General features: G+C 61.4%; 11 protein-coding genes. 10 read left to right on the forward strand and 1 reads right to left on the reverse strand.

Annotated elements, in window-relative coordinates; genetic code table 11:
- Positions 1 to 190: 190 nt before the first annotated feature.
- Complete coding sequence (locus Q1A07_RS08160; protein WP_299779631.1) at positions 191 to 1,078, forward strand: NAD(P)-dependent oxidoreductase; 888 nt, start codon at positions 191 to 193, stop codon at positions 1,076 to 1,078.
- Complete coding sequence (gene denD / locus Q1A07_RS08165) at positions 1,075 to 2,058, forward strand: D-erythronate dehydrogenase (protein ID WP_299779633.1); 984 nt, start codon at positions 1,075 to 1,077, stop codon at positions 2,056 to 2,058. Before Q1A07_RS08160 ends, denD begins: the two co-directional genes overlap by 4 nt.
- Here the strand turns inward: denD and Q1A07_RS08170 are convergent.
- On the reverse strand, positions 2,022 to 2,711 hold the full coding sequence (locus Q1A07_RS08170) for a GntR family transcriptional regulator (RefSeq protein ID WP_299779635.1): 690 nt from the start codon (positions 2,709 to 2,711) through the stop codon (positions 2,022 to 2,024). The two genes, denD and Q1A07_RS08170, sit on opposite strands and share 37 nt — an antisense overlap.
- A gap of 190 nt (positions 2,712 to 2,901) precedes the next feature.
- Here Q1A07_RS08170 and Q1A07_RS08175 point away from each other — a divergent pair, with 190 nt between their 5' ends.
- The 8 genes from Q1A07_RS08175 to Q1A07_RS08210 all read left to right on the forward strand — a co-directional run bounded on the left by Q1A07_RS08175 (position 2,902) and on the right by Q1A07_RS08210 (position 11,807).
- Positions 2,902 to 3,924: a TRAP transporter substrate-binding protein gene (locus Q1A07_RS08175; protein WP_299779637.1), complete on the forward strand. Its 1,023-nt coding sequence runs from the start codon at positions 2,902 to 2,904 to the stop codon at positions 3,922 to 3,924.
- A 93-nt stretch (positions 3,925 to 4,017) separates the two neighbouring features.
- Positions 4,018 to 4,917 carry a TRAP transporter small permease subunit gene (locus Q1A07_RS08180; protein ID WP_195821215.1) on the forward strand — a complete coding sequence of 300 codons (900 nt, stop codon included), beginning with the start codon at positions 4,018 to 4,020 and terminating at the stop codon, positions 4,915 to 4,917.
- Positions 4,917 to 6,542, forward strand: coding sequence for a TRAP transporter large permease subunit (locus Q1A07_RS08185; RefSeq protein WP_299779640.1), 1,626 nt, complete (start codon positions 4,917 to 4,919; stop codon positions 6,540 to 6,542). Before Q1A07_RS08180 ends, Q1A07_RS08185 begins: the two co-directional genes overlap by 1 nt.
- Before the next feature lie 10 nt (positions 6,543 to 6,552).
- Positions 6,553 to 7,500: a phytanoyl-CoA dioxygenase family protein gene (locus tag Q1A07_RS08190; RefSeq protein WP_299779642.1), complete on the forward strand. Its 948-nt coding sequence runs from the start codon at positions 6,553 to 6,555 to the stop codon at positions 7,498 to 7,500.
- A 9-nt stretch (positions 7,501 to 7,509) separates the two neighbouring features.
- The gene (locus Q1A07_RS08195) at positions 7,510 to 9,018 is read left to right on the forward strand and encodes a UxaA family hydrolase (protein WP_299779644.1); all 1,509 of its coding nucleotides are present in this window, start codon (positions 7,510 to 7,512) and stop codon (positions 9,016 to 9,018) included.
- Complete coding sequence (locus Q1A07_RS08200; RefSeq protein WP_299779646.1) at positions 9,015 to 10,016, forward strand: Gfo/Idh/MocA family oxidoreductase; 1,002 nt, start codon at positions 9,015 to 9,017, stop codon at positions 10,014 to 10,016. The genes Q1A07_RS08195 and Q1A07_RS08200 overlap by 4 nt, the downstream gene beginning before the upstream one ends.
- Entirely contained in the window at positions 10,009 to 10,923 is a 915-nt protein-coding gene (locus tag Q1A07_RS08205) for a phytanoyl-CoA dioxygenase family protein (RefSeq protein WP_299779648.1), read from the forward strand. Before Q1A07_RS08200 ends, Q1A07_RS08205 begins: the two co-directional genes overlap by 8 nt.
- The gene (locus tag Q1A07_RS08210; RefSeq protein ID WP_299779650.1) at positions 10,920 to 11,807 is read left to right on the forward strand and encodes an NAD(P)-dependent oxidoreductase; all 888 of its coding nucleotides are present in this window, start codon (positions 10,920 to 10,922) and stop codon (positions 11,805 to 11,807) included. Before Q1A07_RS08205 ends, Q1A07_RS08210 begins: the two co-directional genes overlap by 4 nt.

The raw sequence follows: 11,807 nt of genomic DNA on the forward strand, positions 1-11,807 counted from the left end.
TGTCCCCCGTAGTGCTTGCGGCCGGCTCTCCACACCGGGTGATCCACCCCTGGCCGCAGCACAAATTTTGCCGTCTTCATCAAAAAACCACCGGACGGGCTGGTCCAATGGCTGGTTTTCGTTAGCGTATGACAACAGCGCCAGTTTGGCTACTGCTTTGGAAAACGGATTAAGGGGGATGTCCGGCACCATGACCACATCGCGAAAAATCACGCTGATCGGAACGGGGCTGATGGGCGTTCCGATGAGCCGCAATCTGCTCAAGGCAGGGCATGACCTCACCGTCTGGAACCGCACCCTGGCCCGGGCCGAACCCCTGGCTGAGGACGGCGCCACCGTGGCACCCGATGCCATGACCGCCATCAGCGGTGCGGAATTCGTCATCACCATGCTCTCGGACGGTTTTGCCTCCGGCGCCGTGATCGAAGAGGCGCTGGCTGCAAAGGCGCTCAGCCCCGGGGCAGTCTGGATCGACATGTCCAGTGCCAAGCCGGAACACGCGCGCGCCCAGGCCAAGCTACTCGAAAGCCTTGGCTTCGCGCACCTTGATGCGCCGGTTTCAGGCGGGACCAAAGGGGCGGAGGCCGCCAGCCTCGCCATCATGGTCGGCGGCAAGCCGGACTCGTATCAAACCGCCCGCGCCGTCTTGGAGGCCATGGGCCGACCCGTTCACGTGGGCCCCTCTGGGGCAGGGCAGCTCTCGAAGCTCGCCAACCAGACCATCGTCGCCGTCACCATCAGCGCCGTGGCCGAGGCTATGCTGCTCGCCGAACAGGGCGGCGCCGATCCGGCAGCGGTACGCGCCGCGCTCAAGGGCGGCTTTGCCGACAGCGTGATCCTGCAACAGCATGGCGAACGTATGACGACTGGCAATTTCGACCCCGGCGGGCTGACCAAGTTTCAGGTCAAGGACCTCAACAACACGCTGGACGAGGCGGCGAGCCTTGGCCTCACGCTGCCCGCCACGGAAAGTGTGCGGGACAGGTTCCAGCATTTCATCGACGCCATGGATGGCGCGGAGAAGGATCATTCAGGGCTCTATCTCGAACTGAAAGCCAGAAACGGATTGAGCACATGACCCGCGTTCTGATCATCGGTGGCGGCGGCATGGTTGGCCAGAAACTGTTGACGCGGTTGCTGTCTGAAGGCCTGCCGGGCCACGACATGCTGGACATCTCGCTGTTTGACATCGGCTTTCCGCCCAGCTGCCCCGAGGGGCCCACGCAGATCACCGGCAATCTGACCGATCCTGCAAAGATCGCCCAGCTCGCGGGTCTGCGGCCTGATCTGATCTATCATCTGGCCGCCATTGTTTCGGGCGAATCCGAGACCGATTTCGATAAGGGCTGGGCCACCAACATGATGGCCATGTGGCATCTGCTGGAGGCGCTGCGCGGCGAACATGACGCAAGCGGTGGCGCGTATGTGCCGCGGGTGATCTTCACCTCTTCCATAGCGGTTTTCGGCGCGCCCTTCCCGGACAAGATCGGCGACGAGTTCCTCTGCTCTCCGCAAACCAGCTATGGCGCGCAGAAGGCCATCTCCGAACTGATGCTGCAGGACTTCAGCCGCAAGGGCTTCATGGACGGCATGTCGCTGCGACTGCCCACGATCTGTGTTCGCCCCGGCAAAGCCAACTTGGCGGCCTCCTCCTTCTTTTCCGGGATCATCCGCGAACCGCTCAACGGGGTCGAGGCGGTGCTGCCGGTGCCGGATACGGTACGACACTGGCACGCATCACCACGCGCTGCGGCTGGCTTTCTGATCCATGCGGCAACCCTCGACACGGATCGGCTCGAAGACCGTCGCGCGCTGAGCCTGCCGGGTATCAGCTGCACCGTGGCCGAGCAGATCGAGGCGTTGCGCCGCGCAGCGGGTCAAAAGGCGGTCGATCTGATCAAGCCGCAGCCAGATGAGGCCATCATGAAGATCGTCGCCGGCTGGCCGCGCAACTTCGACCCGGCCCGCGCCACGGCGCTTGGCTTCAGAGCAGAGAGCAGTTTTGACGAAATCGTACAGACCTATATCGCGGAGGATTTACCGAAGGCATCAGGGTAGGATTTGCGCGGCAGGGGCCGTGTCAGATTGCGCGCCAGATGGTCGTTCACGCAGACGCGCATCAGGTCTTCATTGCGCTGCAAAGCGGCATCCAGAATCGCCTGATGCTCGCGAATATTCTCCGGAAAATACCCATAATTTGTCTCCGCCGAGACCAGTTGTTGCCGAAACTGTTCGTAAATTACTACATGCGTACGCTTTAACAGTCCGGACCCGCAGGCGTCGATCAACGTCTCGTGGAATTCCTGCTCCGCCCGGCTCCAGAGCCCCAGCAGGGGAATCAGATCGCCCGATGAGCGCACCCTGGTTTCGATGTGAGACAACTTGTGGTGGGCCGCGGTCAGACGGGATTCCCACTCGACGCCGCCCAAACGTATCGACAGGCACGCGCCTTCCGTCTCCAGCAAAATACGCATGTGAGTCAGCTCGTGTTGTCGCTCAACCGATTGATATGGCGACTTAAATCCACGCTGCTCCTGAAAATCTACTAGTCCCACGGTGGACAGGCGGAACAGGACTTCCCGCACCGTGCTCGCAGAACAGTTGTAATCTTGACGTAGCTTTTCCGCGCGCAGTTTGGTACCATACCCAAACTCGCCCGTGATCAGCCGGTGACGCATGTCGTCAAAAATATCGGCATCCTGCGTGGCCATGTGAAGTCTCCCAGTCTCCCTCCAGCGTTACGCTCAAAATTTCGAAAATCAAAGAAAATATCGAAATTCTGGGAAAATAAAATATTTTCTTGCTTGAAGCGCCCGCCTCAGCCTAACGTTTCGTTAGCGTAATCACCGCCGGGGCATTCAAGTCCCGAAAATTAGTGCGCTCAACGTCTGGGAGGACAAAATGAAAATGATGAAAAAGGCGGCCACGGTCGCCGCTGTAGCAGCCTTTGCTGCGTCGACTGCGCTGACCGCGTCGGCAGAGACAAGCAATCTTCGCATTCAAACACATTATGCGCCTGAAACTGTTTCGGGCAAATTGGCAGCACAATACGTGCAGGACATTCAGGACATGTCGAACGGCGAGATCGTCGTGGAGATGTTCTATTCTTCATCCGTCGTGAAATCGGTCGAGACTTTCGATGCCGCGTCCACGGGCATTCTCGACTGCGACATGACGGGCGGCGGGTATCAGACCGGCAAGAACTCTGCCTTCCAGTTCGTCGGCGACATCATGGGCGGCTACGACACGCCGTATCAGCAACTGAGCTGGCTCTACTTCGGCGGCGGTCGGGAAGCAGCGGCACCGCTCTACAACAAATACGGCATGGAGCTGATCGGCTGGTGGGTCTACGGTCAGGAGAGCTTTGCCTCCTCCAAGCCGATTGCCAAGGTTGAAGACTTCAAGGACTGGAAATTCCGGTCGCCCCCCGGCATGGAAACCAAGATCTTCGAAAAGCTGGGCGCCTCGCCCATCGTGATGGACTTCACCGAGATCTTCACCGCACTTGAAACCGGCATTATCGACGGCGCGGACGCCTCGGGCCTCGCCAACAACGTCGGTCTGGGTCTCTATGACATCGTGAAATATGCCAACTTCCCCGGCTTCCACTCAATGCCATCGGATCACCTGGCGTGCAACAAGGCCGTGTTTGACGCGATGCCGGCGCACCACCAGAAGATCATGAAGGTTGCAATGGAAGCGCTGGCCCTGCGCACCGCGCTGACGTTCGAGAAGAAGAACGCCGAAGCAGCCGCTCAGCTGCGTGAGCAAGGTGTAACTCTGTCGCAGTGGGCACCTGAAGAGCTTGCGAAGTTCCGTGCAGCAGCACAGGCCACATGGCCTGAGTTTGCCGACACGCCGGAAGCCAAGGCGCTGGTCGACAGCCATCTGGCCTATCTGGAGCAGCTCGGCCTCAAGCAGTAAGCTGGCCTGAAACCGGACCCCGCCTGCCAAGGGCGGGGTCTTTTTTGTCTCTGGCCGGGGCAATCACCAACAATCGGCCGCTGGGGGAGAACCATGCAGGAAAAATCCGGAAGCCTTATCGAATGGCTTGTACCGCTCGCCTTCATCGTCTGCGCTGCGTGGCTGACATGGCATCTTCCCGCCTTTACCCTCTCGTGGTTTCCCCCCGAGGATCCATCGCAATTTGACAAGCTCAGCGCGCTTTTCGGACGCATCGACGTGACGCCCGAAATGGGCGGACTTTTTGGCGGTTACGCCGACATGGTGGATTGGATCACGCTGCTGCTCTTGCCGATCTTCGGCTTCATCGGTGTGCGCACCGTCCGCCGCGCACCCATGGAATTCGAAAGCTGGCGGCCGCTGGACCGCCTTGCCGTTTTTATCGGGCGGCTGACCATGATGCTGATTGTCCTGCTCTGCTCTGTGATGATCTACGAGGTGGTTCTGCGCTATGTCTTCGAGGCGCCAACCCTCTGGGCCAATGAACTCTCGCTCTGGCTCGCCGGGTTTGTGTTCCTCTGCGCCGGGCTCTACGCCATGCAGCAACGCAGCCACATCCGCATCTTCCTGCTTTATGACATGCTGCCCCGTGCCTTGCAGCGCACCTGCGACTGCATCTCCACGCTGCTGATCGTCACCTTCGCCTTCTTCCTCGTTTATGGCGGCTACGGCGAGGCCTTCGACAAGTTTTATCGGTGGGAAACATTCGGAACCGCCTTTGACCCGCCCATTCCGGCCACGCTGAAACCCATGGTCTTGCTGGTGATCGTGCTTGTGGCTTTTCAGGCCGTTGTCAATCTGGTCTCCGACTGGAACGCCGAGCCGGTGATCCATACCGCTGCCGACGACATCGACCAGGACGAGTTGGAGCGTATCAAGGCCGCCGTCGGCGCGGACGGCACCGGCGACCTCGACGTCACACGCGGCAGCATTCAGTCCAAAGGATCCAACTGATGGATATCGGTACAATTTCACTGGTCCTTATGCTGGGCCTGATCCTTTTGCTGGCCATCGGCATGCCGCTGGGCTTTGCCTCTGCCATCCTCGCCGTTCTGGTGCTGGTGATGAAATTCGAACCGGCACTGCTGACCGCGCCCTGGACCTTTGGCGACGGCATTTTGACCGGCAGGCCCGGTGCGGGGCCACTCAACATTCTCGCGCAGAAAATATACGGGCTCTTAACGGACTATGTCCTCATATCCATTCCGCTTTTCATCTTCATGGCGGCGCTGCTCGAACGCTCGGGTATCGCCAAGGATATGTATTCCTCGCTCAACGTCTGGCTGAACCGCACCCGCGGCGGGATCGCCATCGTGACCTCGATCATGGCGGTGATCATGGCCGCGATGTCCGGCATCATTGGCGGCGAAGTGGTGCTGCTGGGCCTCATCGCCCTGCCGCAGATGCTGCGTCTCGGCTACAGTCAGAATCTCGCCATCGGCACCATCTGTGCCTCCGGTTCCCTGGGCACGATGATCCCGCCGTCTATCGTGCTGATCATCTACGGGCTAATCACGGAAACCTCGATCAAGGCGCTCTTCACCGCCTCTTTCCTGCCCGGTTTCATGCTGGCCAGTTTCATCATCCTCTACATCATCATCCGCACCCAGCTGCGTCCGCAGGATGCGCCCCTGCCCGACCCTATTGAGGGTGAGCCCTATGGCATGGAGAAAGCCAAACTCTTTCTCGCCTTCCTTTGTGTCCTGATTGCGGGCTTTGGCACGGCCCTCTTCCTGCGGGCCCTGTTCTTTGAGCTCTCCGGCCAGAACGCGGGCAATACCGGGGCCGCCATCGCCTATGGCACCGCAGACTGGTTGCCGTGGTTCGGTGGCGCCGTGGCGCTGTCCTTCGTGATGATGTTCGCGGTTCTGGGCAAGGCGCGCACGGCCTTGGGCTGGTCGATGGGCAAGGGCCTCGTGCCGCCCATCGTGGTGATCGGCGTTGTCATGGGCTCGATTTATGGCGGTATCACCGGCATCACCGAAGCGGCGGGCATGGGCGCGCTGGCCGTTCTGGTGATCGCCATCTGCCGGGGGGAAGCGTCGTTCGAGCTGGTCTGGGACAGCCTCATGCGCACGTTGAAATCCACCGGGACCATCATCTGGGTGACCATCGGCGCCGCCGCCCTTGCCGGTGCCTATACCATCGCGGGCGGGCCGGTCTATGTGGCGGATTTCATCGTCGGCTCCGATCTGCCGACCATGGGCATCATCCTTGCGATGATGCTGATCCTGCTCTTCATGGGCGCCTTCATGGATTGGGTCGGCATCGTGCTGCTGATCATCCCGGTGTTCCTGCCCATCGTGCAGCGCCTGCCGATCGAGGAAATCGGCGTCTTCGGCGAGCTGAACCCCCGCCACGTGGCGATCTGGTTCGGTGTCGTCTTCTGTATGAACATGCAGGTGAGTTTCCTCAGCCCGCCCTTTGGCCCTGCCGCCTTCTACCTGAAATCCGTGGCGCCGCCGCACATCAGCCTGACGGATATCTTCAAGGGCTTCCTGCCCTTCATCGGCATTCAGCTTTGCGCCCTGTCGGTCCTGCTGATCTGGCCCCCCATCGTCTCATTGCTCTTACCCTGAGGGATGTAAAATGCTGACCTATGCCCAACGTCGTGCTTTTGCCACCGATGGATATCTGGTGCTGGAAGACGTGTTGCCGCCGGATATCAGGGCGCAGGTTCAGAGCGAATACGCAGCCCTGCTGGACGGTCTATGCGAGGGTTGGGTCGCAGATGGCCTGCTGCCACAGGAGGTCATGCAGCAGGATTTCTGGCAAAAACTGCTGACGGCCTATGAGGCCGGATGTGACTGGTTCCAGCCGATGGACATCAGCCTGCCGGGGGATGAAGTCACCCCGGACACGCCGATGCATTTCGGCCCCGCTGTTTTCGACCTCTTGACCTGCCCCGCCATTCTGGACGTTGTCGAGGCCCTGATCGGTCCCGAGATCACGTCAAATCCGATCCAGCACGTGCGGATCAAACCGCCCCGTCCTGCGCTTCAGGAAAATGAAATCCGCGCCCATGTCACCCAGACGGACTGGCATCAGGACCGTGGTGTCGGCCTGGAAGAAGCCGACCAGACCGAGATGGTCACCGTTTGGATCGCCATGACAGACGCGACAGAGGAAAACGGCTGCCTGCAGGTGATGCCCGGCACCCCCGACACCATGCTGCCACACTGCCCAAAGACCCAGACCGCCATCGCTGATGGGTTCATCGACCCAGCACAGGCCCTGCCCCTGCCAGTCCGCGCAGGGGGCATCGTGCTGCTACATCCGCTCACGCCGCATGCCTCGCTGCCCAACGGCACAGACGCCTTCCGCTGGTCCTTTGATCTGCGCTACAATGTAACCGGCCAACCCACCGGCCGCGCGCATTTTCCCGATTTCGTCGCCCGCAGCGCCGCACGGCCGGAGACGGCCTTGACCGACTGGCGCACATGGCGGCAGATGTGGGAAGAGGCCCGCGCAGAGCTTGCTGGCGGGGCTCACATCCCGATTCATCGCTGGCAAAGCGATGCCCCCGTCTGCGCCTGAGGAGTTATCATGGACACCGTCCGCCTTGATCCCGTCGATAACGTTGTGACCGCGACCCGCGCGCTGGAAGTTGGTGTCGCCGTCGAGGGCACTGCCACGCGCGCGCTGATCCCCTCCGGCCACAAGATCGCAACGCAGGACATCGCCAAGGGCGCCGCCATTCGCAAATATGCGCAGGTTATTGGCTACGCGGCGGGTGACATCGCGGCGGGCGATCACGTGCACACGCAGAACGTCGAATTTCGCAACACCGACGCGGAGTACGACTACGCCACCGATCTGCGCCCGGTCACGCCTGTGCCCGACAGCCAGCGCGACAGTTTCATGGGGTACCGCCGGGAAAACGGTCAGGTGGGCACGCGCAACTATATCGCCATTGTCACCTCGGTGAATTGTTCCGCCACCGCCGCCCGGATGATCGCCGCGCATTTCACGCCCGAGGTGTTGGCCGACTATCCCAACGTCGACGGTGTGGTGGCCTTTGTGCATGGCACTGGCTGCGGTATGGCCGATTCCGGGGATGGCTTTGAAGCGCTACAACGCGTGATGTGGGGATACGCGCGCCACCCCAACCATGCGGGCGTGCTGATGGTCGGCCTGGGCTGCGAGATGAACCAGATCGACTGGTTGCTGGAGGCTTACGGCCTGAAACAGGGGCCCACCTTTCAGGTGATGAACATTCAGTCGGTCGCGGGGTTGCGCAAAACAATCGAGTTGGGCATCGCGAAGATCGAGGCCATGTTGCCCATTGCCAATCAGGCCACGCGAGAGCCCTGCCCGGCCTCTGACCTGATGGTGGCCCTGCAATGCGGCGGATCTGATGCCTGGTCGGGGATCACCGCCAACCCGGCGCTCGGCTACGCCTGCGATCTGCTGGCAGCTCAAGGCGGCACCGGGGTGCTGGCGGAAACGCCGGAGATTTATGGTGCAGAGCATCTTCTGACGCGTCGCGCCACGGATCGGGCGACGGGCGAGAAACTGGTAGACCTCATCAAGTGGTGGGAGGATTACACCGCCCGCAACCTCGGATCGATGGACAACAACCCGTCGCCTGGCAACAAGGCGGGCGGGCTGACCACCATCCTCGAAAAATCGCTGGGCGCCGCGGCCAAGGGCGGCACAAGCCCCCTGATGGGTGTCTACAAATACGCCGAACCAGTGCGCGCCCGCGGGTTCACCTTCATGGACAGCCCCGGATACGATCCGGCCAGCGTCACCGGCCAGATCGCCGGGGGGTGCAATCTGGTGTGTTTCACCACCGGGCGCGGCTCTGCCTTCGGCTCCAAGCCCAGCCCGACGATCAAGGTGGCGACAAACTCGCAGATGGCCCAGCGCATGGCGGAAGATATGGATGTGAATGCGGGCACGATCCTCTCCGAAGGCACCACGGTCGAGGAGAAGGGCCGCGAAATCTACAACCTCTTCCTGAAGGTCGCCAGTGGTGAGATGACCAAGTCCGAGGCTCAGGGCCTGGGCGATTATGAATTCGTTCCCTGGCAGATCGGGGCAGTGATGTGAAACGCATCCTTGTCGTTGGGGGAGGTCTGATCGGCATCCGGCACGTCGGGGCGGTGCAGGCTCATCCGGGCTGCCACCTCGTCGGGCTGGCTGATCCGGACATGTCTCTTGCGCCGAATGTCCCGCGCTTTGCCGATATGGCGGAGGTGGCGGACCCGGTTGACGGCGTCATCATCGCGACCCCGACGGACCTGCACGCCCGCCACGGCACCGACGCCGCCAAACGCGGATGGCATATGCTGATCGAAAAGCCCGTCGCGGGCGATCTGACAGATGCGCAGACCCTGCGTAACGCCGTGGCGCGGGCCGGTGTCGGCTCGCTTGTCGGGCATCACCGCCGGTATCATGCCGCCGTGCAACAGCTCAAAGCCATGATCGCAGAGGGGTCTATCGGCCGCGTGGTATGCGCCAATCTGATCTGGGCGATGCGCAAACCGGATGACTATTTCGCCGGGAACTGGCGCACGGCGGGCGGCAGCCCGGTGATGATCAATCTGGTACATGACATCGACATTCTGCGGTTTGTCATTGGCGAGATCGCGGCGGTCTCCGCTCTGCGCGGCGCGGGACTGCGCGGACAGAGCCGGATCGAAAGCGGGGCTGTGGCCGTGGCCTTCGAGAATGGCGCAACCGGCACCATCAGCTTCGCCGACACCAGTCCCAGCCCCTGGGGGTTCGAGGCGGGCACAGGTGAGAACCCCAACATCGGCACCACCGGGCAAGACATGATGTGGATCATGGGCACGGACGGGGCAATCAGCTTCCCGTCGATGACCCTCTGGTCTGGCACGGAATGGAGCCAACCGGCACAAAGGGTTCCCCTTCAGCAAGCGGGGAATGCGCGGGCACCGCTTGAGGCGCAGCTCGACCACTTTCTCGACGTGATCGACGGGGCCACGCCCCTCATTGATGTCGCCGATGCCACCCGCACCCTCGATATCGCCCTGCAGATCGAAACCCAGCTGACCGAAACAGTGGAAGGGGCAGCCTATGCCTGAAGTGCTCTCCCCCGATCAGATCGCGCTCTATCAGGAGCAAGGGTATCTCGTTCTGGAAAACCAGATCCCTACGGCATGGCTCGCCCGTATCCACGCCGAAATCGCAAGGTTCGAGGATGAGGCACGCGGGATGACAGCCAGCAACGACCGGCTGGACCTGGAGGACAGCCACCGGCCCGACGCGCCCCGCCTACGACGGATCAAACTGCCACATCTGATCTCGGATGTCATGCGGGAACTGATGTATTCCGATCATATCCTCGGCCCCGCCCGTGATCTCATCGGCCCGGACTTGCGTCTGCACACAACCAAGCTGAACATGAAATCGGCAGGCTATGGCGCCGCCGTCGAGTGGCACCAGGACTATGCGTTTTACCCGCATACGAATGACGACATCCTCGCCATTGGCGTGTTGATCGACGACATGGCCAGCGAAAATGGCCCGCTGATGGTCTACCCCGGCTCGCACAGAGGGCCGGTCTATGACCACCACGTGGACGGTGTCTTTGCGGGCGCAATGCTGCCGGAAGAGAATGGGCTCGACCCGAAGGACGCGGTGGAACTGACCGGCCCTGCCGGATCGATCAGCATCCATCATGGACGCATCGTGCATGGCTCGGCGCTGAATACCTCTGACCGCGCGCGGCGCATTCTGTTTTACGAGATGATGGCGGCAGATGCCTTTCCAATCATGGGGTCGATGACCCGCTGGGATGGAATCAATGATTATGACACCCGCATGCTCTGCGGAAACACCACGCTGAACCCACGGCTCAAGGACATTCCGGTGCGCATTCCGCAGCCACAACCGGATGTGCCGATCTCCATCTACGAAATCCAGAAAGGCCTGAAGAAACGGGCCTTTGGCACCATTTCAGAACCAAAAGACGTAAAGGACAGGACATGACACACCCCACAATCGGATTCATCGGGCTTGGGCTGATGGGCGCAGCCATGGTCGGGCGCCTGCAGGACAAGGGCTATGGCATGACCGTCACGGCCAACCGCTCCCGTCCAAACGTTGATGCCGCGGTGTCGCGCGGGGCCACGGAGGTTGCCACGGCGCGGGACGTGGCGGCAGCGAGCGATATCGTGATGCTCTGCATGGACACCAGCGACAGCGTTGAGTCGCGGATGCGCGGGGCGGATGGGGTGATCGCAGGCCTAAAGCCCGGCGCAGTGGTGATTGATTTCGGCACCTCGCTGCCCGGCAGCACGCGGGCCCTGGGCGATGAAGTTGCCGCTGCAGGGGGCACCTACATGGACGCACCGCTGGGTCGCACGCCCAGCCATGCCAAGGACGGGTTGCTGAACATCATGGCGGCAGGCGACAAGGCAGCTTTTGACAAGGTGGAACCGGTTCTCAAGGACCTCGGCGAAAACGTCTTTCACCTCGGCGCGCTGGGGTCGGGCCATACGATCAAGCTGATGAACAATTTCTTCGGCATGACCGTCGCCAATGCCATGGCCGAAGCCTTTGCCATGGCGGATGTCGCGGGCATCGACCGCCAACAGCTTTACGACGTGATGGCCGCCGGACCGCTGCATTCCGGCATGATGGATTTCGTTGCGGGCTACGGGCTCAAGGGCGATCCGAACCAGCTGGCCTTCGCGATCAAGAACGCCGCCAAGGACGTGGGCTACTATGCCCGGATGGCCGACGAGGCGGGCGTTGACAGCATCATGTCGAAATGCGCGCTCAGCGCCCTGCGCGAAGCCACCGAGACCGGCCACGGCGACAATATGGTCAGCCAGATGATCGATTTCTACGCCAGCAAGATGAGCAAGTAA

Source organism: uncultured Roseobacter sp. (genome assembly GCF_947492555.1).
Lineage (GTDB): Bacteria > Pseudomonadota > Alphaproteobacteria > Rhodobacterales > Rhodobacteraceae > Roseobacter.

Excerpts from the sequence above, each read along its gene's own strand:
- Q1A07_RS08205 (WP_299779648.1), top strand. The coding sequence starts at position 10,009 with ATGCCTGAAGTGCTCTCCCCCGATCAGATCGCGCTCTATCAGGAGCAA.
- Q1A07_RS08190 (WP_299779642.1), top strand. The coding sequence starts at position 6,553 with ATGCTGACCTATGCCCAACGTCGTGCTTTTGCCACCGATGGATATCTG.
- Q1A07_RS08160 (WP_299779631.1), top strand. The coding sequence starts at position 191 with ATGACCACATCGCGAAAAATCACGCTGATCGGAACGGGGCTGATGGGC.
- Q1A07_RS08175 (WP_299779637.1), top strand. The coding sequence starts at position 2,902 with ATGAAAATGATGAAAAAGGCGGCCACGGTCGCCGCTGTAGCAGCCTTT.
- Q1A07_RS08210 (WP_299779650.1), top strand. The coding sequence starts at position 10,920 with ATGACACACCCCACAATCGGATTCATCGGGCTTGGGCTGATGGGCGCA.
- Q1A07_RS08170 (WP_299779635.1), bottom strand. The coding sequence starts at position 2,711 with ATGGCCACGCAGGATGCCGATATTTTTGACGACATGCGTCACCGGCTG.
- denD (WP_299779633.1), top strand. The coding sequence starts at position 1,075 with ATGACCCGCGTTCTGATCATCGGTGGCGGCGGCATGGTTGGCCAGAAA.
- Q1A07_RS08185 (WP_299779640.1), top strand. The coding sequence starts at position 4,917 with ATGGATATCGGTACAATTTCACTGGTCCTTATGCTGGGCCTGATCCTT.
- Q1A07_RS08195 (WP_299779644.1), top strand. The coding sequence starts at position 7,510 with ATGGACACCGTCCGCCTTGATCCCGTCGATAACGTTGTGACCGCGACC.
- Q1A07_RS08180 (WP_195821215.1), top strand. The coding sequence starts at position 4,018 with ATGCAGGAAAAATCCGGAAGCCTTATCGAATGGCTTGTACCGCTCGCC.